The organism is Clostridium sp. UBA871 (genome assembly GCF_002295255.1).
GTDB lineage: Bacteria > Bacillota > Clostridia > Clostridiales > Clostridiaceae > Clostridium_J > Clostridium_J sulfidigenes.
Genome location: NZ_DBFV01000007.1, coordinates 399578 through 424011, shown reverse-complemented (window position 1 = coordinate 424011; position 24434 = coordinate 399578). Strand labels below are relative to the sequence as shown.

Annotated in this window: 34 protein-coding genes; 22 read left to right on the top strand and 12 right to left on the bottom strand. The window is 29.8% G+C overall.

The annotated features are described in order from the left end of the window. Nucleotides 1-75 precede the first annotated feature (75 nt). Nucleotides 76-1224 (top strand): PdaC/SigV domain-containing protein, encoded by a 1149-nt coding sequence (locus tag B3086_RS12785; protein ID WP_346846333.1) that lies wholly within the window; start codon nt 76-78, stop codon nt 1222-1224. A gap of 136 nt (nt 1225-1360) precedes the next feature. Continuing rightward, nucleotides 1361-3337, top strand: coding sequence for a glycoside hydrolase family 25 protein (locus B3086_RS12780; RefSeq protein ID WP_346893597.1), 1977 nt, complete (start codon nt 1361-1363; stop codon nt 3335-3337). Nucleotides 3338-3382: 45 nt separating this feature from the next. Here the strand turns inward: B3086_RS12780 and B3086_RS12775 are convergent, their stop codons facing one another. The 8 genes from B3086_RS12775 to B3086_RS12740 all read right to left on the bottom strand — a co-directional run bounded on the left by B3086_RS12775 (nt 3383) and on the right by B3086_RS12740 (nt 10934). Beyond that, on the bottom strand, nt 3383-3733 hold the full coding sequence (locus B3086_RS12775) for a hypothetical protein (RefSeq protein ID WP_346846335.1): 351 nt from the start codon (nt 3731-3733) through the stop codon (nt 3383-3385). Nucleotides 3734-3814: 81 nt separating this feature from the next. After that, nucleotides 3815-4138: a hypothetical protein gene (locus B3086_RS12770; protein ID WP_346846336.1), complete on the bottom strand. Its 324-nt coding sequence runs from the start codon at nt 4136-4138 to the stop codon at nt 3815-3817. A 96-nt stretch (nt 4139-4234) separates the two neighbouring features. After that, the gene (locus tag B3086_RS12765) at nt 4235-4990 is read right to left on the bottom strand and encodes a TSUP family transporter (protein ID WP_346846337.1); all 756 of its coding nucleotides are present in this window, start codon (nt 4988-4990) and stop codon (nt 4235-4237) included. A 125-nt stretch (nt 4991-5115) separates the two neighbouring features. Next, on the bottom strand, nt 5116-6288 hold the full coding sequence (locus B3086_RS12760; protein ID WP_346893595.1) for a toxic anion resistance protein: 1173 nt from the start codon (nt 6286-6288) through the stop codon (nt 5116-5118). A gap of 100 nt (nt 6289-6388) precedes the next feature. Continuing rightward, on the bottom strand, nt 6389-7669 hold the full coding sequence (locus tag B3086_RS12755; protein WP_346893593.1) for a 5-bromo-4-chloroindolyl phosphate hydrolysis family protein: 1281 nt from the start codon (nt 7667-7669) through the stop codon (nt 6389-6391). A gap of 297 nt (nt 7670-7966) precedes the next feature. Beyond that, nucleotides 7967-9322, bottom strand: a complete 1356-nt coding sequence (locus B3086_RS12750; RefSeq protein WP_346880092.1) for a radical SAM protein — start codon at nt 9320-9322, stop codon at nt 7967-7969. Between the two features lie 15 nt (nt 9323-9337). Next, nucleotides 9338-9916 carry a manganese efflux pump MntP family protein gene (locus B3086_RS12745; protein ID WP_346879339.1) on the bottom strand — a complete coding sequence of 193 codons (579 nt, stop codon included), beginning with the start codon at nt 9914-9916 and terminating at the stop codon, nt 9338-9340. Between the two features lie 451 nt (nt 9917-10367). After that, nucleotides 10368-10934: a TetR/AcrR family transcriptional regulator C-terminal domain-containing protein gene (locus B3086_RS12740; protein ID WP_346877154.1), complete on the bottom strand. Its 567-nt coding sequence runs from the start codon at nt 10932-10934 to the stop codon at nt 10368-10370. A gap of 548 nt (nt 10935-11482) precedes the next feature. On the opposite strand from B3086_RS12740, the gene rlmD reads away from it, so the two are divergent. Further along, the gene (rlmD, locus tag B3086_RS12735) at nt 11483-12835 is read left to right on the top strand and encodes a 23S rRNA (uracil(1939)-C(5))-methyltransferase RlmD (protein WP_346893591.1); all 1353 of its coding nucleotides are present in this window, start codon (nt 11483-11485) and stop codon (nt 12833-12835) included. Between the two features lie 83 nt (nt 12836-12918). Here rlmD and B3086_RS12730 read toward each other — a convergent pair whose 3' ends face one another. The 3 genes from B3086_RS12730 to B3086_RS12720 are packed head-to-tail and all read right to left on the bottom strand — an operon-like array spanning nt 12919 to nt 15017. Continuing rightward, nucleotides 12919-14058, bottom strand: a complete 1140-nt coding sequence (locus tag B3086_RS12730; RefSeq protein ID WP_346893589.1) for a site-specific integrase — start codon at nt 14056-14058, stop codon at nt 12919-12921. 58 nt (nt 14059-14116) lie between these two features. Beyond that, on the bottom strand, nt 14117-14554 hold the full coding sequence (locus tag B3086_RS12725; RefSeq protein ID WP_346879336.1) for an ImmA/IrrE family metallo-endopeptidase: 438 nt from the start codon (nt 14552-14554) through the stop codon (nt 14117-14119). A gap of 25 nt (nt 14555-14579) precedes the next feature. Beyond that, complete coding sequence (locus tag B3086_RS12720; protein ID WP_346877150.1) at nt 14580-15017, bottom strand: helix-turn-helix transcriptional regulator; 438 nt, start codon at nt 15015-15017, stop codon at nt 14580-14582. A 208-nt stretch (nt 15018-15225) separates the two neighbouring features. Between B3086_RS12720 and B3086_RS12715 the strand changes: the two genes are divergently transcribed. Genes B3086_RS12715 through B3086_RS12705 form a run of 3 tightly spaced genes read left to right on the top strand, consistent with a single transcriptional unit; the run spans nt 15226 to nt 15857 of the window. Further along, nucleotides 15226-15417 (top strand): helix-turn-helix transcriptional regulator, encoded by a 192-nt coding sequence (locus tag B3086_RS12715; protein WP_346877149.1) that lies wholly within the window; start codon nt 15226-15228, stop codon nt 15415-15417. Between the two features lie 10 nt (nt 15418-15427). Continuing rightward, the gene (locus B3086_RS12710) at nt 15428-15634 is read left to right on the top strand and encodes a helix-turn-helix domain-containing protein (protein ID WP_346893587.1); all 207 of its coding nucleotides are present in this window, start codon (nt 15428-15430) and stop codon (nt 15632-15634) included. Between the two features lie 49 nt (nt 15635-15683). Then, nucleotides 15684-15857: a hypothetical protein gene (locus tag B3086_RS12705; protein ID WP_346893585.1), complete on the top strand. Its 174-nt coding sequence runs from the start codon at nt 15684-15686 to the stop codon at nt 15855-15857. Here the strand turns inward: B3086_RS12705 and B3086_RS12700 are convergent. Further along, nucleotides 15847-16041: a hypothetical protein gene (locus B3086_RS12700; RefSeq protein ID WP_346893583.1), complete on the bottom strand. Its 195-nt coding sequence runs from the start codon at nt 16039-16041 to the stop codon at nt 15847-15849. The genes B3086_RS12705 and B3086_RS12700 overlap by 11 nt on opposite strands. 107 nt (nt 16042-16148) lie before the next feature. Here B3086_RS12700 and B3086_RS12695 point away from each other — a divergent pair, with 107 nt between their 5' ends. From B3086_RS12695 to B3086_RS12620, 16 genes are all read left to right on the top strand, one after another. Next, on the top strand, nt 16149-16841 hold the full coding sequence (locus B3086_RS12695) for a phage antirepressor KilAC domain-containing protein (RefSeq protein WP_346893581.1): 693 nt from the start codon (nt 16149-16151) through the stop codon (nt 16839-16841). A gap of 2 nt (nt 16842-16843) precedes the next feature. Next, on the top strand, nt 16844-17086 hold the full coding sequence (locus tag B3086_RS12690; protein WP_346893579.1) for an AbrB/MazE/SpoVT family DNA-binding domain-containing protein: 243 nt from the start codon (nt 16844-16846) through the stop codon (nt 17084-17086). A 112-nt stretch (nt 17087-17198) separates the two neighbouring features. After that, nucleotides 17199-17399, top strand: coding sequence for a hypothetical protein (locus B3086_RS12685; RefSeq protein WP_346893577.1), 201 nt, complete (start codon nt 17199-17201; stop codon nt 17397-17399). 29 nt (nt 17400-17428) lie between these two features. Next, the gene (locus B3086_RS12680) at nt 17429-17944 is read left to right on the top strand and encodes a host-nuclease inhibitor Gam family protein (RefSeq protein ID WP_346893575.1); all 516 of its coding nucleotides are present in this window, start codon (nt 17429-17431) and stop codon (nt 17942-17944) included. Between the two features lie 11 nt (nt 17945-17955). After that, nucleotides 17956-18570, top strand: coding sequence for an ERF family protein (locus B3086_RS12675; RefSeq protein WP_346893573.1), 615 nt, complete (start codon nt 17956-17958; stop codon nt 18568-18570). Beyond that, nucleotides 18563-18790, top strand: a complete 228-nt coding sequence (locus B3086_RS12670; protein WP_346893571.1) for a hypothetical protein — start codon at nt 18563-18565, stop codon at nt 18788-18790. The genes B3086_RS12675 and B3086_RS12670 overlap by 8 nt, the downstream gene beginning before the upstream one ends. A gap of 9 nt (nt 18791-18799) precedes the next feature. Further along, nucleotides 18800-19552: a DUF4373 domain-containing protein gene (locus B3086_RS12665; protein WP_346893569.1), complete on the top strand. Its 753-nt coding sequence runs from the start codon at nt 18800-18802 to the stop codon at nt 19550-19552. A gap of 11 nt (nt 19553-19563) precedes the next feature. Next, a complete protein-coding gene (locus B3086_RS12660; protein ID WP_346893567.1) occupies nt 19564-19863 on the top strand; it encodes a hypothetical protein in 300 nt (99 codons plus the stop codon). A 35-nt stretch (nt 19864-19898) separates the two neighbouring features. After that, on the top strand, nt 19899-20222 hold the full coding sequence (locus tag B3086_RS12655; RefSeq protein WP_346893565.1) for a hypothetical protein: 324 nt from the start codon (nt 19899-19901) through the stop codon (nt 20220-20222). A gap of 27 nt (nt 20223-20249) precedes the next feature. Further along, complete coding sequence (locus B3086_RS12650) at nt 20250-20633, top strand: single-stranded DNA-binding protein (protein WP_346893563.1); 384 nt, start codon at nt 20250-20252, stop codon at nt 20631-20633. 18 nt (nt 20634-20651) lie between these two features. Then, nucleotides 20652-21074: a replication terminator protein gene (locus tag B3086_RS12645; protein ID WP_346880592.1), complete on the top strand. Its 423-nt coding sequence runs from the start codon at nt 20652-20654 to the stop codon at nt 21072-21074. 23 nt (nt 21075-21097) lie between these two features. Beyond that, a complete protein-coding gene (locus B3086_RS12640) occupies nt 21098-21820 on the top strand; it encodes a hypothetical protein (protein ID WP_346893561.1) in 723 nt (240 codons plus the stop codon). 85 nt (nt 21821-21905) lie between these two features. Next, nucleotides 21906-22601: a hypothetical protein gene (locus tag B3086_RS12635; protein WP_346893559.1), complete on the top strand. Its 696-nt coding sequence runs from the start codon at nt 21906-21908 to the stop codon at nt 22599-22601. A gap of 27 nt (nt 22602-22628) precedes the next feature. Then, nucleotides 22629-22763, top strand: coding sequence for a hypothetical protein (locus B3086_RS12630; protein WP_346893557.1), 135 nt, complete (start codon nt 22629-22631; stop codon nt 22761-22763). 183 nt (nt 22764-22946) lie between these two features. Next, the gene (locus B3086_RS12625; RefSeq protein ID WP_346893555.1) at nt 22947-23678 is read left to right on the top strand and encodes a hypothetical protein; all 732 of its coding nucleotides are present in this window, start codon (nt 22947-22949) and stop codon (nt 23676-23678) included. 269 nt (nt 23679-23947) lie between these two features. Further along, complete coding sequence (locus tag B3086_RS12620; RefSeq protein WP_346893553.1) at nt 23948-24430, top strand: hypothetical protein; 483 nt, start codon at nt 23948-23950, stop codon at nt 24428-24430. Nucleotides 24431-24434 lie beyond the last annotated feature (4 nt).

The window sequence follows — 24434 nt, the reverse complement described above, 5'->3', positions numbered from 1 at the left end:
TACACAAGATTTATATGGGCAAACTAATATAAAGTTATTTTATTTAAAATATATTTTATAGAAGGGAGAAATGTTATGAAGAAAGTTATATATTTAATTTTAGTTTTATTATTAACTACTAATTTTCATGGAGCATTTGCCATAGATACACACAGTGATCCTGATTCCGTAGAGATATCTTTACCAAGAATGGTTAATAATATACTGAAAGATGAAGAAGGTGCCACAATAGAAAACGAGGAAAAGGTATATTCTAATAAGTATGTATCTGTAAATATCAATAGGCCCATTGTAAAGATTGTTAAAAATAAAGAAGCAGAAGGGATTATAAATAATAAGATATCAAAAAGAATTAATGACTTTGAAGAATATATAACAAAGCTATCTATTAGAGACAATGAATATAATATAAAAGTTGGGTTAGAAACAAAACCCTATGTAATTAATGTAAACAATAATGTGACTTATAATAAGAATAATATCCTTTCAATAACACTAAACCTATATAGTTATACAGGTGGAGCTCATGGATCATCAGTAGATGAGTCTTTTAACTTTGATATAAATACAGGAAATAGAGGAGTCATTGAAGATTTCTTGGGTAATAATAGGAATTATAATAAAATTATTTTAGACAATGTGAAAGCTACTATAAATAAAAATCCTGAATTATATTTCAAAGAAGCTGTAGATAAACTAAATGTAATCCCTTATAATCAAAAGTTTTTCTTAACAGATAAAGACTTAGTTATATATTTTGATGAATATGAAATTGCTCCCTACGTAGCAGGAATTCCTAAATTTTATATACCTCTAAGTAAATTTCCTAAAGGTTTAAATAAAGTAAATATTCAAGTGGAAGCCCCAATAATAAAAACAATAAATTATGAAGAAAGTAGTGAAGATTTTAATCAGTATTTATCTTATCCTAAAATTGAAAATATGATAAACAAGGATATAGAGATGAAAATTAATAACTATATTAAAGATGAAGTTTTTAAATTTATAAAAGATATAAAGGCATCAAACACTCAAAATAAAGATTCCGATAAATATGTAAAAGGAGTTACCACATACTACAAGAGCTTATTTAAAGATAAAAATAGCATAATTTTCTATATAACCTATTCAGGAAATAATAGAAGGGATGAAAATATTTTCTTAAACAATAAAATATATGAGGTAAACTTACAGAGTGGAGAAATTAAAGTAAAGAATCAGTAGATAATTAGGTTCTATATATTAAAATCTAATGAGAGTAATTTTAAAAAAATCATATAAATTCAAATAAAAATGTTGTAACACATTGGATATATGACTAGTAATATAATAAGTGAAGCATTCAATTTCGGAGGAGAGTATGCAAAATAAAACTAGTCGTAACATAATAGGTCCTGATTTAAATGAATATAGGGGCGATGTAAATTATACTCTACTTGCAACACAAACCCCATATGCTTATTTACGTGGTTCTGGTTATGGTACTGGTAGATTTAGAATAGACAGAAAATTTATTGAGTATGTAAACGGATTAAGAAATGTGGGAGTAAAAACAGGAGCATATCACTATGCAGTACCTTCCACAGATTTAACTACCGCAGATGTTCAATGTGATGGATTTATAGACATATTACAACAAGCTTATGGACCAGGAAGATATGGAGATCTATTCCCTGTAATTGACATTGAAGCACCACTAGATAAATCTATATCTACAGATGCATTACTAGATTGGGTAGACAGATTTAGAAAGAGATTTGAAAGAAAAACTAGAAGAAAAATGATGTTATATACTGGAGCATTTTTTATTGATTTATATAATAATTTCTACCATACTAAGAAAGGCTTTATTCTAGCAGATATGCCTCTTTGGATTGCTATGTATCCAGAATTACCAACAAATCCTCCATATCCAAGGGATCAAGGTGGATGGACTAGATGGAGAATGTGGCAATTTACTGAGAATGGAACCATGCCTGGAGTAAATCCACCAGTAGACTTAAACTATGGACCAGAAAATTTAGATTTATTAACGCAACCTAGAAGTGTAAGAGACTTTAGAGCAGTAGCAACAGGCCAAGAAATAAGAATGAATTGGACTAAAAATACTGATATAGATTTAGGTGGATATAATATATTCATAAACTCCAACTATGTAACTACATTAGGCAGAGATGCTAACTCCTATGTTTTAAAACTAGCTAACAAACCAAGTCTAGGAGAAAGGTATATAATGTCTATTGAAGCCTTTGATACCGACGGAGATTTTTCACAAGAGAGAGCTAGTGCTAATGTTACCTTTGGCAGGGAGATAGTATTTAATAATGAAAATTCACCTGAATGTCAATGTAGTAACAGATGGGATGTAGAAGCTCATGCTGATGTAAAATCTGTAGAATTTAAGGATCCTGTAGATAGTTTAGCAAAAAGATTTATTAAACCTATTGAAAGAAAAGAAGATTTTGATATCTATGACGATTTTGTAGAAACAGATGATGAATTTGATGATATTTTATATATGAAGAGATTAGAAGCTGAAAGAGCATATAAAAAATATTATGATAATAGAGAATCTAGGAATAAATTTGGTCTTAATGAAGTTAATAGGGATTATAGATGTGAAGATGATTGTGAATACTTAGAAGAAAAATCTAAGTACATTTGTCCAAAATGCAAGAAGTGCAATGAAGAACACCATGAACACCATGACGAACATCATGAACACCATGAAGATGATCACGACCACCATCATGAACACCATGAAGAGCATTGTGATCACCATCATGAACACCATGACGAACATGATAAACATGATAAGTGGAATAAGGATGATTACCATTGCAAGAAAGAATACTATAATGGCCAAAATAATTATAAAGATGATGATTATCTAGAAAATCATAACTTCCATAATAATGATGAGCTATATGAACACCATGAGGATAAATCAGAATTTATAAAGGAATGGGACAAAAAACCTATAAAATGCAAATGTGAAAGAGAAGAAGATAATCAAGACATAGTTTTAAATGATGATTGTAATAGGTATGAAAAACCAGTATATGATGACATCCTAAGAGAAGAATATGAAGGAGACCGTCGTAGATTAGAAAATCGTGATCCAATAAGTTATAAGGTATGTGAGGAATGTGTGCAGCCTAAGAGCAACTGCATGAAGTGTGAATATTTACTTCAAAACATGTATCTAAATAATTGTGATTATGGACACAAACATCATAAAAAGAAATACTATGATTATAAAGAATATGATGAATGTTATCCAAGTAAGAAGAAGAGCAAGAAGAACAAAAAACATCATAAAAAACATCACAGATAATTAAAAAGTCCACTTTCTTTTAAGGAAGGTGGACTTTAATACATATTATACTTCTTTTGGTGTATCCGTAATAGGTTCAGTTTTTATAGCATACTGAAAAGCACCTTCGTCACTATCTTCATATTGTTTTATGTCAGGGAAAGCTTCATAATCAATTTCAGAATCTTCACCACAGTGACAAGCATTTAGATTTTCTTCATAGTCATCATCTAAGAAGCTACATTGACATAGGTCTGATTCTTCATCTCTATCTTCATCTTCATTTAAATCACCCTTCATAAGAGCCTCACTTATAGACTTTATGCTCTTGTTTGAAACGGCATTTACAATTTTATCTACAACCACAACAGCACCTACAATAGCTAAAGTATTTGTTATTAATTTTTTTAAATTCATAATATCATTCCTTTCTTAAGATTCCCATTTAGTTTATGTATAATATGAGAAATTATATCTAAATATTTATTAAAATATTTTTTATTGCATTATATTAGTTTTTTGTGCCCTTATTTTTTTCATAATAGACTCTAGATTAAACATATGGCTTTGAAGTATGTTAAGATTCTTACCTAAAATCATGCTTCTAGTTATTATTCCATCAAATAGATCTGATTCCTTTTGAGTAAGAGAATCCTTAAACCTTCCTCGTTGTTCAAAGTTAAGTTTTTCAAATTCTACAACAATGTGATAACAATACTCTAATAAGTTGCCATTAATATGACTAGCTCTATTTTTATAATTTCTCTTACAAACTAAAAATCCAATAATAATTATAATAATTACAACAACAAATGAATACATGAGCATAAAGCCTCCTTTTTAGCACACATTAATAAGTATAGGTTAAGGATAAGTTCCTGTAAAGAAAATTATTCCTAATATATAAAATATTTAATATTAGAATAGTTGTAATAACATTTTTATAGCTACCGCAAGGGACATAGTAACAAAAATAGGCTTAATAACCTTTGAACCCTTATTAATAGCTAACTTTGTTCCAAGCTTAGCTCCTAATATCATAAATACACAAACAGGTATACCAATTAGATAATTTATGTTACCACTAAAGGCAAAGGTAACAAGAGCAGCAATATTACTAACAAAATTTAAAACTCTAGCATTTGCTGAAGCTTTAAGAAAATTAAAACCTAAAATATTAATAAGACCAAAGATTAAAAAGGAGCCTGTACCAGGTCCAAAGAATCCGTCATAGAATCCTAGTGAAAAAGCAAAGATTATAGAAATAGTCATATTCCTTTTATTTAATCCCTTAAAATTATCCTTTTCCCCAATGGATTTAGAAAAGAATGTATAAACACCTATGGCAAGAACCAGCACAAGAACTAAAGGTTGAAGAAAACTTTCATCCAATAGAAGTACAGCCTTAACTCCTAAAATAGAGCCTATTAAAGTGAAAGGTGCCACTATTTTAAGAAACTTAAAATTGCAGTTACCTGACTTTATAAAATTAATAGAACTAGTAAGCGAGGCCATAGAAGCTGTAAACTTGTTAGTTCCAAGAACCACGTGAGGAGGCAAACCAGCTATCATATAAGCAGGAACGCTTATTATCCCACCACCACCAGCAATGGAATCTACAAAGGCTGCCAGAAAACCTGCAAAGCATAAAAAAATAAAAGTAAGTGTATTCATAATTCCTCCAGAAATTTAATTTTTACAAGCTTCATATTAAAGAATATATTATAAATTTATGAAGCATAATCTACTCTTATATTATAAGGGGAAAAGGAAGAAAAAGAAACAGAATAGAATTTAAATTAATAACGAATATCTAGAAGCTTTTTCTTAAGCTCTCCTTCCATACGTCCAATTTCAAGTTCAGCCTCTTGACGTTTTTGACGGCCTTGCTCTTGGATTTTAACTACTTCATCTAGGGTAGATATAAGAGTTTGGTTAGTGTGTTTTAAAGTTTCAATATCTGCAATTCCACGTTCACTTTCTTTTACAGTTTCAATAGTAGCTGTTTTTAATGATTCAGCATTCTTACGTAATAGTTCATTAGTCATATTTGTAACTTCTCTTTGAGCTGCCATTGCTTGTTGAGAATGAGCAACACCTAAGGCAATAACCATTTGACTCTTCCATAGAGGAATAGTATTGACTAAGGTAGATTGTATCTTTTCTGCCATAAGAGTATCATTATTTTGAACTAATCTAATTTGAGGAGCCATCTGAATAGATATTACACGAGTAAGTTCTAAATCATGAATTTTTTTCTCAAAACGATCACAAAGATTAGCCATGTCATTAGTAGCTTGAGAATCTTCAGGTAGATTAGATGTATTAGCCTTTGCAACTAATTGGGGTAACACTACTTTACGAACTTCCTCAAGTTTTTTCTTGCCAGCAAGGATATACATAGAAAGTTCTTTAAAATATACTAGATTTATACTATACATTTCATCTAACATGGCAATATCCTTTAATAGCTGAATTTGATGTCCTTCTAAAACATTACATATTTTATCTACATTTACTTCTGCCTTATTATATTTAGTTTTAAGATTTGATATATTATTAGCTGCTTTTTTAAATATTCCAAAGATACCCTTTGGTTTTTCTTCAGTATTAAAGTCTTTAAGTTCACCAATTAAATTAGTTATCATATCTCCAACTTCACCTAAGTCCTTTGTTCGAACATTTTTAAGAGCACTTTCAGAGAATCCAGCTATTTTTTTTTGAGATGCAGCTCCATATTGAAGGATCATATTTGTATTAGTAATATCAATTTTTTCTGCAAAATCACTTACAATTTTCTTTTCATCATCACTTAATGAGCTATCATCAAGAACTTCAGGTTCCACATCTGGAGCTAGTTGTGGTTTAACTTCAGGAGTTGCCTCAGTAAAAGTATCTAAGGTAAGTGAAGGAACTATATTTGATGTATTAGAATTTGTATATAATATATCTTTGTTTTCAGTATTTGTCATTTAATTATCCTCCTTGATATTAAAATAAATATATTTCTCTATACTTAAGTAAGCATAAAATTTAAACACGTATAATTTGAAAAAATTTATATGAAACAAATTATTTCATAAAACCATCACTAGTTAGACCTTCTTGGACAAGCATAGCCTCTAGTACTTTAATGTCAGTAGATATATCTAGAGCATCATCAGCAAATAGATTATCTAATTGTTTTTCAAAGGCATCCGCTATAGTAGAAAGAATGCCTTCAATGTTTTCTATGGTAGTAGATATGTTACCACCTTTAATACATTGTCCATTTAAACTTATATATGAATTCAATAGTTTTAAAAGTGTAGGTAAATAATAGCTCATAAATTTACTTATTTGAGATGCATCTTCAGGATGTTTTGCAATGTATCTAAAAATCTTGTCAGTAGCTACTTCCATACGTGTAATTTGATTAGTAATCTTCTCATCAGGAATTTCATCATTTGCCTTTTTAATTTGATTAAGATAAGCAAGTCCTTCAGCAATAATAACATCTACAGCTTCATCACCAGAAGAGATTATTTCATCGGTAGAAGAAGGCAATTCTTTAGCAGAAGAAGTTGTTTTAACATTGTTCTTTTTCCTATAATTTTTATAAATAGAAGATTTAGAAACACGTTTTAAAAAATAAAAAAATAAAAATGCAAAAAGTAAAATTATTCCTAAATATTTCATAAAAGGTACGCCTGAGTTATCAGAATTACTTTTATTATAAGTATTATTTATATCATAAGAATTATTTTTATCAATAGTATCAATCTTAGTAGCTAAGCTTGATACCACATTGCTAAGATTGTACTTATTATTATGGGTACTTAGGGATGTAGCAAACTTTTTTTCTATAGATTTATAGACTGTTGAATCCGTTAAAGCACTTTTTAAACCAGTACCTGTAGCAATGAAAGTCTTATTTTCACCAGAAACAATAAGAAGTAATACTGCATTATTTTTTTCTTTTAAGTCCATATCCCATTCATCAAAAACTTTATAAGCATAGGTTTCTATGTCATTACCTTCTGGTAAATTTTCAATAGTTAACACTGAGATTTCAGCATCACTAGTTTCAGTAAACTTCTTGTTTCTTGTGATTATATATTTTATACTACTATCAGGCAATACATCAGCATTATCCGTTACCCACATAAGCTGAGAACGGGTAGGAATTAGTGAATCACTAGAACTCTTTTTAGATGTATTTATATCATTTTTAGCATCATTAGTTGCATATAAAAGTTCAGGGGAGTCAAGTATATTGGATTCAGCATTAGCAGATGTGTTAAAGAAACTTGTGGTAAATGCTAATACAATAACAAGTATTAAGGATTTTAAGTTTAAAAGTTTTCGTTTCATAAATATCTCCTTTAAATAAAGATTAAAATAAATATAATATAGTTTATTAGTTATGTATTCACAACCTTTGTAAAATATATATTATAGATACTATAATTGTAAATACATTTAGAATTAGTGTCAATGAATATTGGGATTATAAGAATTTTACTAAATTAAAAATAAAAAAAGATTTTCGCAAATATATTACTAATCTTATATAGAATGCTGAGCTTGCACTTTATATTATTGTTTGCGCATGCTCAACACTTATCTTAGATTAGTTTATTAGCGAAAATCCATTTTATATAGTTGTTTTTATTTATTTTTACACATTAAATTTTCTTCCCATAGTGGTTCTGCTCTCTTAGCCCAAGTTTCACCATAGTCTATAGTTTTAGCTACTAAATCTTCTACATTTTCAGGATCTACATACTCTGTAGACTTAGCCCCAGAAGCCTTAACCATTTCTGCAATCTTTGGAGCATTATCAAGAATTGGGCAAGGTCTAAATTGATTATTGTTAAAAGGTTGATTCTTTTGATATTCCATAAACAGTGGCTGTCCTAAAGCTTCAATTAAAGGAACTTCCTTTATATTAGCACTGGAGTAGTGGCAGAATACACAAGGTTCCACATCACCATTAGCATTAATATGGCAGTATCGTCTTCCACCAGCCACACAACCACCAACATATTCAGCATCGTGCCAGAAATCCATATTAAAGATTGGTTTAGTTGAGCGCCAACCTCTTATAGTACGATAAAGTTTTTCTCTTTGATCAGGATTAGCCATTAAGGAAGTATCTGTTTTGCATCCTATAGGCATAAAGGTGAAGTACCAAGAGAAATAAGCACCCATATCTATCATCATATCTATAAATTCTTCAGATAAAACGCTATCACAGTTATTAGTTGTAAAGCAAGTTGAGAATCCAAAAGGAACTCTATTTTCTTTCATAAGAGCCATAGCACGAGTAATATCCTTCCAGGAACCATTACCACGTCTTGCATCAGTAGCATCATCAAAACCTTCAACACTAATAGTAGGAACTATATTTCCAACTTCACATAGGTCTTCACAGAAAGCCTGGTCAATTAATGTTCCATTAGTAAATATCATAAACACACAATCATTATGTTTCTTAGCTAGTTTTAAAATATCATTCTTTCTAACTAAAGGCTCACCACCAGTCATTATATAAAAGAAGATACCCAAATCCTTACCTTGAATAAGTAAACTATCTAATTCATCATAGCTTAAATTTAAAGCCTTGTTATAATCAGCAGCCCAACAACCAATACATTTCTTATTACAAGCAGTAGTAGGGTCTATAAGTAAAGTAAAGGGAATTTCATATCCATATTCCTTAGATTTTTTCCTAGATTCACTCCAACCTCTAATAGAAGAATTAAGAAGAAAGTTACTAAACACAGTCTCTAAAATATGAGGATTCACTTCTTTGGCTAATTTAGTCATAAGCTCTACCCAGTTATTATCCTTCTCCTTTAAAAATCCTTCAACGGCATCATATTGAGGAGTATATAAATTTTCTGTATCAAACTTCCTTAACCAATGAACAATTTTCTCAAAGTTTTTCTCAGGATTTTTCTTTAAGTATCCAAGTCCCTGCTTTAAAGCAACCTTTTCAATTTTATATTTTACATTTAACATAAGCCAACCCCCATTTTAAATAATTTTAAAGTAAGAAAGTATCATTTTTACTCCCATAATAAGTAATATAACGCTACCACAGATATTAACTGCAACTCTGTACTTATCACCCACACGGTAGCCTACCCTTAGTCCAATAATAGATGAAATCCCTGTTATTACAAATATGATAAACATATCTATAATAATTTCAGTGCGCAGTAGAGCAAAGCCAATTCCTAATACTAAAGCATCCAAACTAGTTGCAAAGGCTAAGGAAAAAATATTTCTATAATTAAAACTTTCCCTTTGCTCATTGATGGATTTAATAGTAAGTGCATTTTTTATCATCTTCAGTCCTAAGAAAATAAAAATAATTGCAGAAAACCATTGATTGATGGATTTAAAAGTTTCAGAATAAATTGAGCTTACTGGAAACTTGGTAATCATCATTCCAATAGTAAGCATAATAGCTTGTATTCCCCCAAATGCAAGGCCAACAATAAAATCCATACGCTTTTTAAGATAAGGTTGAGTTGCACCTGTACATACTGTCACTGTAAATGCATCTAAAGATAATCCTATTGATACTATGATTACTTCCAGAACACTCATAAGCATCTTCCTTTCATAATCTGTTTTCTTAAATTATAGCCAATGTAGATTTTTATGTAAAAATACACTTCGCCCTAAATGTATATCAAAAAAAACAAAAAGCAACTTATGTAGTTGCTTTAAAACAAATCTATTTAATTGTTTTATGATAGGTTAAGTAGGGGCTTTAACAAAATAAGCTAATCTAAATAAATATTGAATAAGCACTTATATTATTAACGCTCAGCCGTTTCGGAATATTGATTTACTAAAGCATTTATTCAAGGTAAAATCTACAACACAACAACTCGTATACACTCAAACAAGTTGTGTTGCTTAACGATTTTACCATTCATAAATACTAAGTAAATCTAATATCCCTGCAAATGGCATTCGCTAACAATAATATTAAAGTGCATCTTCAATATTTTATATAAGATTAGTAAGATATTTTGTTAAAGCCCATAACTTTTTATAATGGCTTGAATACAATATCTTCTAAGGAATTAGAAAGTAGTAAATAATATTTTTCAGCTAACTCATGAGCAGGAACTTGTACACCTTTTTTAAGCCAAGTAATTAAAAAATAGGTTAGACCTCTAGAATAGTAATTAGCAATTTCAGAAGCGGTGAGAATTCCTTCAAAATTCATATTTTCTATATCTAGCACAGAAAATAATTCTTCAAACATCTTAAGAAGAAATTTATATATTATACTCTCAAAGGAATTTTGTCCTTCTATTTTCATAGCTTTAACATAAAACTCTTTATTATTTTCTATCCTAGTAAGAATAAATAGAATTGTCTCATTAAACATTTTATTATCTATAAGAAGGGTTGCACCTTCAAATATATCCTTATAACAAATCCATTCAAGTAATTCATACTTATCAGCAAAGTGGTTATAAAAGGAGGGTCTTATTAACTTTGCCTCATCAGTAATCATTTTTATAGTTATCTTATCAAAGGAATGTTGAGTCATTAACTTTTTAAAGCTATCAACTATTAGTGCCTTAGTATTTTCTTTTTTAGATCTCACAGTATAACCTCACCCCTTTAAAGATATTCTAAAAGTTAACTCAAAGTTTTCCACAGTTTTAACCATTATATCAACTTCCTATATTTTATGTCAATTAAGCCACATATATACCACAATACTAAGAGTTGCCACATTGAGTGTAAGGAGAAGCTTTAAAATTCCTAGGGATATACCATAAAAGCCTAGATAAAATCTGGGGGATAATATATAATAAACTAGGTAATTTCAAATAAACATATACCTATTTAACTAGGGAACAATATATCTAGAAAACTATGAACCTATAGATATAGTAAAATAGTTAAATAGGGAACAATAAAACAATATACCTATATAACTATATAACTAGGAAACTATATAACTAGTTAACTATTTGTTCTGTTCATGCGGGTTTCAGAGGTTTTTGTGATTTTCAGAGTCATATTTTAAGCCCCCAAATAGAGGGTAAAATTACTTTAATAAAACTTAAAAGTATACCTAATAAATGAAATTATTTTAAAATAAAAAATTAAAATTAACATAGAATTTTATTAGATAAGGAGATAAAAATGAGAAAGAGAAAAGAATATGAATTTATCATAGAGGGTACAGAATTTCCAGGAAAGGGAGTTGCCTTCCATGAAGGAGAAAAAGTAGCTATAAAAAGTGCATTGCCCGGGCAAAAGGTTAGAGCAAGAGTAACTAAAAAAAATTCCAATGGAGTAGAAGCTAAACTTCTTGAAGTTTTAGAAGATGTAGATTACAAGGTAAAGCCAGCCTGCGATATCTTTGGAATTTGTGGAGGATGTAGCCAAGGAGACTTATCACTAGACACTCAACTTAAATTTAAAGAAGAACAAGTAAAGGCACTTTTAGCAAATAAGGGTATAACAGATTATGAGTACCTAGGAATAGAAAGCAGCCCACTTCACTATGAATACAGAAATAAAATGGAATTCACCTTTGGAGATTTTGAAAAAGGTGGAGAACTAACCCTAGGAATGCATGCTAAAGGAAAAAGCTTTGCCATAGTATCAGTACATAACTGTCAAATAGTAGATGAAGACTTCAGAGCTATAATAAATGCAACCATAAACCACTTCAGAGGAGAAAACCTTCCTTATTATAGAATCTTAAAACATGAAGGCTTTTTAAGAAATCTAGTAGTAAGAAAAGCTATAAACACTGGAGAAATATTAGTTAACATAGTTACAACTACCCAAGTAGAATATGACTTCACAGCCTTTGTAGATGCTTTAAAAGGATTAAACCTAAAAGGAGAACTCACAGGAATAATCCATACCTTAAATGACTCTCTATCAGATGTAGTGCAAGCAGACTCTGTAGAAATACTACATGGAAAAGACTATATAATAGAAAATCTTCTAGGATTAAAATTTAAAATAAATCCCTTTGCCTTCTTCCAAACTAACACTAAAGGAGCAGAGAAGCTTTACTCTATAGTAAGAGACTTCATAGGAGAATCAGAAGACAAAGTAGTCTTTGACCTATACTGCGGAACAGGAACCATAGGACAAATAGTAGCTCCAAAAGCAAAAAAAGTAGTAGGCATAGAACTAATAGAAGAAGCCGTAGAAGCTGCAAAAGAAAATGCTAAAATCAACGGCCTAAACAACTGTGAATTCATAGCAGGAGACGTAGCAGTAACCATAAAAAACGTAACCGAAAAACCAGACATAATAATCCTAGACCCACCAAGACCAGGAGTACACCCAGTAGCCCTAGACTACGTAATAAAATTTGATGCCAAAGAAATAATCTACGTATCCTGTAACCCTAAAACACTAGCAGTAGATTTAGAGGTATTAACTGCTAATGGATATAAAGTGGAAAAGGTGAAAGTTATGGATATGTTCCCGCATACGCCGCATGTTGAAAGCGTTGTTAAGCTGACTAGATAAATAGCGAGTTTAAGCTAATTTGATGTGAATAAAAATATGATTTGCCACCGATTTGCCACCATAAGTTTTGTAATGGTGGCAAATTATTTTTGTATAAGTATATTTTCAAGAATATTAACAGTATCTTTTTTCATTTTGTTGGTTACATGGGAATAGGTATCCATAGTTGTAGCGAGTTTTGAGTGACCTAATCTCTCTTGAATATCTTTTATATTGGCTCCAGCTTCTAAAAGCATAGTAGCATGAGTATGTCTAAGTGAGTGAAAATTAAAGTTTATACCTAATTCATAATTTATTACCTTAGATAAATACTTAAGACTATCAGTTGTTATATGTTCACCATTTTCTTTAGTACATATAAAATTAGAATCTGCATAATACTTACCATACTTTAACTTATTTTCTTTTTGATATAAGCTGTGTTTCTTTAATATATTTATTAAAGTATCTCCTATAACAATGGTTCTGTTAGAACTTTTAGTTTTAGGTGTACCTAGTTCAAAAATACCTTTTCCTTTACTTATTAGAGTATGATTAACTTTAATTGTTTTATTATTTAAATCTATATCACTCCATTGTAAGGCTGTAACTTCTCCACCACGCATACCAGTATGAAAGGCAATTTGAAGGGGAATATAAAAATTACTTTTTACAGAGAATCTATTGATAATTTTATTAAAGTCTTCAATAGAAATTATTTTTAAATCTTCCTTAGAGCTGTTCGAGTTATTATTTTTGGGTAATTTAACGTATTGTATAGGATTTTCTTTTATAAATTGATAAGGATATACTGCTGATTTTAATGCTCCAGAAAGTACTCCATAAAAATTATCTATACTAGATTTGGATAATCCACTTAAGTATTTTTGATTGATAAATTCTTGCAGTGCTGCTGGAGTTAATGATTTAAGCTTATATACACCCAATGATGGTTTTATATGATTTTTTATTATTCTTTTATAATATTCTTGCGTGTTATATTTGCAGTTAATAAGCACATACTCTTTATACCAATAATCAAAGTAATCTGAAACAGAAATATTACTTTCATCTATAACAGATCCGCATTTTTCATATTCATTTAAAGCAATTCTTAAAGCTTCCTGGGCTTCTTTTTTAGTTTTGAAACCTCCCTTCTCTTTTCTTTTTCTTTTACCTTCAACTATTCCAAGGTCGAAATAGTAACTCCATGTAGAACCACGTTTTCGAGTTCCACCTTGCATAATAATACCTCCTTTGACACACGTATGTTCGCGTGAAACTAAAAAATATATACTTAATTTAAATTAAGTCAAATTTAAGCTTTAAATATTTATAATTAATACCTTCACAATTAGCTACAACTTCAAGACAAAAATCTTCATATCTATTTAAAAGGTTATCGTCAATTAGCAACTCAGCAGCAAACGTGTCGGCTTCAATTTCATATTTACTAGTTGATAGAAGAGTGTTTTTTTCAAGAAATAAAACATTAGATTTATAGTGAAATATTGCATGTCCCAATTCATGCGCACATGTAAAAAATTTATCTATATCACTTAATTTAGAATTTATATGAATAATTTTATTTCTAGGAGCTGCTTGAAAAAAACCATTTGTATTTTTACCTAAATCCTCAAAGAATACTTTTATTCCCAAGCACTCACATAATTCAAAAGGATTACTTGTATTAAATGTCTTTTTTAAATAATTTACCTTTTTATTTATAATATTTTTCAATATCCCCAATCCCCCTAATAGAAAACTACTTTTTATATTTTTTAGGAGTATATTTTTCTTTATTCATTTTTTTAGCATACTCAAGACCATTTTTTATAGCACTTTTAATAAGTTCCCAGTCGTTATCATCTACTGGATTACCAGAAAGCATAAGTCCATCTTGTTCTTCTAATTGTTTAAGAGTAGCGTCAAGACTTTTCTCTATATCTTTTTTATCTTTATCTGTTAAATCATTTTTATCAGGTGACTTTTCTAATGTTTTATTTTCAGCATCAACATAGAATTCACTTGCTGATACTTCTAATACATCAGCTATTGCTTGTAAAATATCAGTTCCAATATTAGTTCTTTTATTATTTTCAATAGAACTTAAATAACCACCTGTTATACCTGCTTTCTTAGCAGTTTCATTTAGGCCTAGCCCTTTATTAATTCTTATTTTTTTAATATTATCACCTAACAACACTATCACCTCACAGTTAATATTATATACTCACAGTTAATAAAAAGCAATGAAAATTTAAGAAAAATAAAGAAAAAATAAGCTATTTACTGATAGTAAACGATAATGATATAATATAAGGTTTAGTGGTAGTTTTGTTTACTGACAGTATATGATACTATTAACACGTAGTAAACATTAATAAATAAGTGAAAGGAGAATTAAATGTATGAACAAAATTGACAGCATAAGAAAGAAGAAATGTTTAAGCTATGCAGATATAGCTAAAGAAGCAGGAATAACATCTGCATATGTATGTTCACTGGCTAAAGGTAAACGAACTAATCCAAGTCTGGATGTAATGAAAGCAATATCTCATGCATTAGATGAAAAAGTTGAAAAAGTATTTCAGATTAATTAAGGAGGTAGAAATGGAAGATTTATTATATACAGTTCCAGAAATAGCAAAGATTTTAAAAGTTGATCAACATAAAGTTTATGAGCTTATAGATAAGAAAATACTGGTAGGTTTAAAACTAGGTAGACTTAAAGTTACAAAAATAGAGTTATTAAGATTTCTTAGAGACTATGCAGGTAAAGATTTGTCAGATTTAGACAATATAAAAGAATTAAATTAGTATTCAAGCAGCTCCAAATGAGGGTAAAGAAATTAAGGAGGAATGAGAAGTGAACAAAGAAAAAATAGAACAAATTTTTAACTTATTTGAAGATATCTCTCTTTCAGAATGGAAAAAATTAAGAGATTGCATTGATAGAGAATACAATTCACAAGTTAATACTTTGAAATTCAAAAAGAGAGATACATTTAAAAAGGATTTAGAAACTGAATTTATTCAGTAACTACTTGAATAAATGATGGATGAATACGATAGTTTTTATCTTTATAACTTACATTTATGTAGTCATATTTAAACATATCCTGTATTTCTTCATCAACATAAGTTAGAGGGTCACGTTGATGTAATAACCCATCATCAGTTATATCAGTCCAGTTGCCAAGTAAACAAGCATATACGCGCTTCATAAAATCCCACCTTTCATAATTATTTCAACTCTGCAAAGTTGATAAATTAATTATAAGTGGGAATTTATAACTAATCAAATACAAAATAATTACAAGGAGGAATGACTGTGAATAGATTAAAAATTTTCAAAGATCAAAGCGGAATTTTTGAGGTGGCAACAAAATTAGAAAATGGAGAATGGATTTTTGATACAGAAACAGTTGCTAAAAGTTTAGGATTTACAGAGGTGAAAAATGGTAAAGAGTACATTAGGTGGAGAACAGTAAATGGATATTTGAAATTTTCGCAAGATGTTGCGAAAGGTGATTTTATTCCAGAACCAGCAGTGTATAAATTAGCTTTTAAAGCAAGTAATGAAGTTGCTGAAAAGTTTCAAGATTGGTTAGCAATAGAAGTACTTCCATCTATAAGAAAATATGGTATGTATGCCACAGATGAATTATTAGATAATCCAGATTTACTAATAGCAGCGGCAACAAAGATTAAAGAAGAAAAGGCAGCAAGAATTGAAGCAGAAAGGCAAAGGGATAAGTTAGTACACCAAAATAAGCTATATACAACAAGCGAAATAGCTAAAGAACTCGGTTTAAGTAGTGCTACTAAGTTAAATAATCTTTTAGCAGATAAAAAAATACAGTACAAGCAGAATAGAACATGGTTACTTTATTCTAAGTATTCTGAGAGTGGATATGTAAGCATAAAGCAAGATGTTTTAGATAATGGACATATTATTTATGATCGTAAATGGACTGGAAAAGGCAGAGATTTTATTTTGAATTTATTCAAGGAGGAATATTAATCATGAAAGCAACAGGAATAGTAAGAAAAGTAGATGACTTAGGAAGGGTAGTATTACCAGTAGAATTAAGAAGGATTTTAGGAATAGACATTAAGGATCCATTAGAAATATATGTAGATGGTGAGCAGGTTATTTTAAAAAAATACGAACCTACTTGTATCTTCTGTGGAGAAGGTAAGGGTATTAAGACGTTTGATGGAAAGAATATTTGTCCAAGATGTATTAAGAAGATTGGAAGGTTATAAAAGTGTCTAAGAAAGAAAAAATAATAGATTTTATCTTAGGTAGCTTAGCAACATGGTTAATATTTGGAGCATTATTTTTAATAGCAGATAGGATTTATTAGGAGGACAAGCTATGATGCTTAAAATCATAAATGATATAGCTAAAGAAGTAGCTATGAAAACACAAGAGAGATTAAAAACAGAAGGAGGAGACTTGCAAACAATAATTTCAGAAGAGCTTTTAAATGAAGTACAAAAGAAAAGTCGCAAGCTTACCGACCAAAGCAAAGCGAGCGACCATAACAAAAATATACAATTCAATTATAACATCTAAAATAGATTAATCAAATGGAGGATTTAATAATGGAGAAATTAGATAGTATTCAAATTGTTAAAAGCGATATAGAAGCAGATAGACTTATAGAGGATATAAAAGAAGAGAAATTAGAATTTCAAAGGCTTGAAGAGTTAGCAGCCCAAAAGATTGAAGCTATTCATGAGGAAATAAAGAGAAAAAGGGTGTCACATGAAAATAGTATAGGTTTCAAGATAGCTCAACTAAGAGCATACTTTAATACTATTAATCCAAAAGAGACTAAGACTCAAAAGAAATATCCACTTATTTCAGGTGAACTAATACTTAAAAAAGAAACACCTAAGATAGATCATGATGATACTAAAATACTTGAATGGTGTAGAGCAGAAAATCAAGATAAATATATTAAAAAAATTGAGACTGAAAAGCTTGATTGGACAAGTTTAAAGAAAGAGTTAGAGGTTAGTGGAGATACCATTATAAATAAAGATACTGGTGAAATTATAGAGTGTGAGGGAATAAAAGTTATTACTGTCCCAGAGCAATTTGATATTAAATTCTAGGAGGTATATATATGAGTCTTTTAGAGAAACTTTCTATAGTACAAAGTGAATTAAACGCTCCTAAAACTCAATTTAACTCCTTTGGTAACTACAATTATAGAAACTGTGAAGATATTCTAGAAGCAGTAAAACCATACTTAAAAGAACAAAAACTTACATTAAAACTTACTGATGAGATAGTTTTAATAGGTAATAGATACTATGCCAAATCTACTGCAAAACTTACAGATGCAGAGACAGGAGATTCAGAGGAGACATTTGGATGGGCTAGGGAGGAAGAAACTAAAAAAGGTATGGATTCTAGTCAGATAACAGGAGCAGCAACTTCTTATGCAAGAAAATATGCCTTGAATGGTCTGTTTTGTATAGATGATAACAAAGATAGTGATACCACTAACACACATGGTAAGGATAAAGTGGATAAGACTAAATCAAATACTAATAACAGTAAACAACTTACAGATAAACAAGTTCAAAGACTATATGTAATAGCTAATAAAGCTGGATATGACGCTGAAAGTATTAAAGTAAAAGTTAAAACTAAATATGACAAGGAAATTAAAGATTTAACTAAAGCTGAGTATGATTATATCTGTAATAGTTTGGAGGGAAAGACTAATGTATAGCATAGATATGGACCTTAGAGCAAATGATGGAAAGCAAATAACTATAAAAGAAGCAGGAGGACACTTAGAGTTAAGAATTGATGATGGAGACATAGAAGGAAATATCAAGATTAACTATGACACATGGAATGAACTTATAGACAGTATTCGTATTCAGCATAACCAAAGAACATATGAAGAAATTGAAGATGAAAATTTAAGACTTAAAGGAATAAGGTAAGGTGAGTTTATGGCAAGACCACAAAAAGAAGGTTTAGACTATTTTCCATTAGATGTAGACATAGATCAAGATGATAAGATTGCACTCATAGAATCACAATATGGTATAGAAGGGTTTGCCGTAATAATAAAATTAATGATGAAAATTTATAAAACATCATACTTCTATGAGTGGACAGAACGTGAACAATTACTCTTCTCAAAGAGGGTTAATGTAGACATTAATCGAGTTAATGTAATCATTAATGATTGTGTTAAATGGGAGTTATTTGATGAAACAGTATTAAAAGACTATCAAATTCTTACATCAAAGGGTATACAACGTAGGTATTTGGAGGCAGTTGGTAGGAGACAAAAGGTTGAAATGTTTAAAGAATATCTCTTATTAGATGAAAAAATAATTGATGCATACAAAAACCTAGTTATTGTTAACATTAATCCAGTTAGTGTAACCAACATGACAACATTAATCCCTAAAGTAAAGGAAAGTAAAGTAAAGGAAAGTAGAGGAGAGGAAAAGAAAGAGAATACTCATTCTCTTCCACCTCTATCCTTTCCTACTCCATATCATTCAAAGATACATGAACAGTATGGAGAGATAACCTATAGGACCTGGTTTATAGATACTGATATAGAGAATAAGGAAAATGAAATAGTTATACCAGTAAAGTCAGAGTTCATACAAGGAGTTATTAATGAGAAGTTTAAAGAACAGTTAGAGATATTGCTTGGTGGAAAGATAGTAGTTAGGTTAAAAGAATAGGAGGAACAGTGATGGCAAATAAGAATGGAGATATAAAGGTAATTGAATTCCAAAGGGAATTTCCAATTATAAATATTGAACTAATGAAAAACAATCCAAAGTATTATGATATGTCAATGTTAGTAGCCTATACACTTGAAACAGAGAGAGGATACATGGTTAAGAAGGTTGGGAAAACATATAAGAAAGGAACTAAAGTTACTTACAAACCTTTTGAATCTAAAGAAGAGGTAATCAACTATAGAACAAAGTTAGATGAATTACTAGAAGAGTATAACACTAAGTATGGCACTAATCATCATTGGGAGTAGTTTGTAATTCAATTAAATCAAGGAGGTAGTTAAAAATGAATATAATTTTAGGCTTAGGAATAGGTGTTATAGGGGTTTTAGTTCTTATGGGATATATTATCCTAGAAAAGAAATTAAATAATCTAGACAAGAAGATGGACAAGCAAAAAGACTATTGGAAAAGTGTTGAGAAGTCTATAGAGATACAATGCAATCAAATTAATGAAGAGATTGTTGAAAGAGGACAATTCAATGAGAAAGCTTTAGGTCAACTAGCGCAGAATGTTGAAGCAAATAGGATTAAGTTAAAAAAAACCATAAAGGATGAATCAGCAAAGATTATGTTTACTCCATTGAAGGTTAAATGTGATTGTAAGTAGTGGTAATAAATTTAGGAGGTATGATTTATGAATAAGGTAGTTGTAATTGGAAGATTGACTAAGGAGCCAGAGCTAAAATTTACTCCAGGCACAGGAACCGCAGTATGTACATTTACGATGGCAGTAAACAGAAGATTTAAAAAGGAAGGACAACCGGATGCAGATTTTATCCCTATAGTAGTATGGGGGAAACAAGCTGAAAGTACTGCTAACTATATGAGTAAAGGTAAACTTTTAAGTGTAGCTGGTAGAATTGAGACTAGGTCCTATGAAGCCAAGGATGGTGGAAGAAGATATGTTACTGAGGTTGTAGCTGATGAAGTGAGTTTCTTAGAGTTTGGGAATAAGAATGAATCACAGGTAAGTAATGATTATATGCCAGTAGATGATGGTGAGGATATGCCATTCTAAATAATAAGGAGGATATGCATGGATAAAATGATTAATTTAGAAACCTTTGCTAATGGAGCATTAGCAGAAAGAATGAATCAAGGTTTAAAGGAGGTGTTAGAAAATATTGCTGATAAGAATACAGATAGCAAACCTAAAAGAAAATTAACTTTAGACATGACGTTTAGTACAGATGAAGAAAGAGAACTTACAGAAGTAACAATAACTGCAAAGGCAAAACTTGCGCCTAGAAGTGCGATAGCAACTAAGATAATTATTGATAAGGACCTTAATGGAGAAGTCTTAGGAACTGAGTTCAAGAAACAAGTTAAGGGACAAACTTATATGAAGGTTGACAATGAAACTGGAGAAGTATTCATGGGTGGAACAGATGAAGCACCAAAAGAAGTAGCAAGCGAAAGTAATGAAAATGAATTAGCAGGCTTACAAATAGTAAAATAAATAAATTTTAGGAGGAATAAAAGATGATAAGTGAAGGATTAAAAGGAGCAATTGAATTATTAATTGAGGAAGGAGAAAGCAAGTATATCAAAGAGGAGATTAATGGAGCTACTTATACTAATAAGAATCTTACTAGAGTTGAGAAACCAATATCAAGAGCATTAGAAACAACTACTTTAACGTCAATAGTAGACTACATTAAAGAGAATGTAGACAGTATTAAGGATGGTAACATAATAGTACATGTTATGAGTTATGACAAGGTAAGTATTAAAAAGGAACTAAACTCCGATAAGAGAAGAGAATGTGTTATGGTAGCCGAGGCATTAACACCAAGTATAGTAACAGATAGATTTGTAGATCCAGAGAGATTTAATATCATGTTGCAAAGCTCATTTATAGAAAATGAAGATAGAAACAAGTTATTAAAAGTAAGTGGAAATATTAAAGAAGAAAATGTTAAGTCAGTAGGTGATGATGGAGTAAGTCAGTCAGCTGCTATCAAGGTTGGAGTAGCAAGTGTAGCAGAGGTTGTAATTCCTAATCCAGTTATATTAGCCCCATTTAGAACATTCCCAGAGGTAATTCAACCAGAGAGTAAGTTTATATTCAGAATGCAAACAGGTCCGCAATGTGCATTATATGAAGCAGATGGAGGAGCATGGAGAAACGTGGCTATGGAAAGTATAAAAGAATATCTAAAGGCTAGATTAAAAGGCTTAGGCAATGTAAAAATAATATCTTAGTCCAGGAATAAGGTCATATGGGAGTACTGCTGCAAGGTGGTATTCTCATATGACAATCATATAATAATTAGTTGGAGGGATATTCATGGAAAAGCCTATATTATTCAATACTGAAATGGTTAAGGCTATTTTAGAAGGTAAAAAGACAGTTACTAGAAGAGTTATTAAGCCACAACCTATTCAACAAATACCACTTGGATTTGTAACTAGTTCAACAGATAAAAAGCATGAGGATTGCTTTGGGTGGGGAATGAGTGAACATGGTGGAATAGTAGATTATGCAAAATTACCATGTAAAATTGGAGATATTCTTTATGTAAGAGAAACATGGTGCGATACTACAAAAGATTTAAAAGATGATTCAGATTTAGAAGTAAATGAATGTAGATATATTTTTAAAGTTGATGATAATGGACACAGGCAACCAATTATAGAAGTGGATGTTAAAAGGTGGAGACCAAGTATTCATATGCCCAAAGAAGCAACAAGGATATTTTTAGAAGTTACAAATGTAAGAGTAGAAAGGTTACAAGATATAACTGAAGACCAAGCAATAAAAGAGGGATGCAGTGGTATAGAGTGTAAAAAACCTCATAATTATAACTCAGATGAATGTTGTGGATATTGTAATAATAGCGGATATATTGAACCTCCTGAACTAGAATTTTTATATCTTTGGAATAGTACTTTAAAGAAGGAACAATTAAAGTACTATGGTTGGGATAATAACCCTTGGGTATGGGTTATAGAGTTTAAAAAGTTAGAAAGTAAGGAAGTTTAATTTATAAATATTATGAGAGGGCAAAGAGTGAATATTAAAAGAAGTATAGTTATTGTTTGTATCATAATAATTTTATTAACTATCAGAGTTAAAAGAGGTGACGGTAATATAGTAATACAATTTGGAGTTTGGCAGTTATTAAAAGATGTTATAGGAAAGTAAATTTGTTCTTTGAAAATTGAATAGTGTAGTATTATGGATGATGTTATTTTGAATTTAGCGTTTGTTATGAGATAGATTAAGTGATATAATTTATAGATATGATACAATATAAAGTCAATTAAAGTAAATATTGTATGTAAAGATATTATACAAATATTTAATTTTCGAAATAGGAGAAGTAATATGAGCAGTGAAAAGAATAAAATTGTTACAGTTGATATACTTGGAGATATAAGTAATAAGATAAACCAATATCTTGATATAAAAGAAGATATTCTTGAAAATGACTTTATGGAAGTGCTAGGGGATTCATTTAAAGTTCTTGGAATATTAAGAAGAGGAAGTATGGCAATAAGTAGAAAAAGGTTTATTGCATTTTTAAAAGGATTTAATAACAATGAAATTCCAATAGAACAAAAGTTGAAAAAATTATCAGACTATATAAATAGTGAACAAAAAGCAGAATTTATTTCAGATATTTTTTCTAAGATTCTTTTATCTAGGTCAACTAAAGCATGTTTAATAATGGGTGCCATTCTTCAGAAAATAGTAGAGAACAAAAATAATTTATCTTATTCGGAATTGATATGTATAAATTCACTAACAACGTTTTTTGATGATGATATTGAACTATACAAATATATATGTCAAGAGATAGTAAATGAAAAAAATCATTATACTTCTTTAGATCAAAAGTTCTACAATAAATGTAATAATGATGGAGTTGATGTTGACAATATGGATTTAATGATAGAAAAGTGCATTTCAAACCAATTATTATTAAGAGATTATGATGTAGATTTAGATATAAATGAAGATGACGTATCATTTAGTAGTGCAGAAAATGACAAGTATATAAAAGTTTCAAAACCTGGCATGTTATTATATAAGTATATATGCGATTTTACTATTTAATGATAGTACATATACAGTAAATGTGAAAAATAGCATATATGATAATATAAATATCTGTAAGACTAATAATTAGTATACCGATATGTTATAAAATTTACAATTAAATATTAAAACAATCTATTTATAATACCGTACTATTCAGAAATGAATATGCGGTATTTTTTATTCAAATTTAAAAGAGGGTAAGGAAAGAGATATGACTTTAAGAGAGTTTTTAGAGAAATATATATTTACAAGTGATGAAAGAAAGAAAAAAAGAAGGTGATTAAGTGATTTTAGCAATAGATCCAGGGAATATTGAAAGTGGATATGCATTTATAGATAAAGATGCATTAGAACCTTTAGAAGTAGGGAAAATTAAAAACGAAGAATTAATGGAGAAAATGAGACGAGGGTATGAGGTTAAATATGTAGCTATTGAAATGGTAGCATGTTATGGTATGGCTGTTGGTAAGAGCGTATTTGATACTTGTGTATGGATAGGACGGTTCGTTGAACAAACCAAGTATTGCTTCGATATAACTCCACAATTTATTTATAGGAAAGATGAAAAGATGAATTTATGTGGCAGCATGAAAGCTAAAGATAGTAACATAGTTCAGGCATTAATAGATAGATTTGCACCTAATACAAGCAATAAGGGGAAAGGTACTAAGAAAGAACCAGGATGGTTCTATGGATTTAAAAAAGATATATGGCAGGCTTATGCTGTTGGAGTGACTTATTATGATATGTATCTTAAGGAGGAGTGATTTT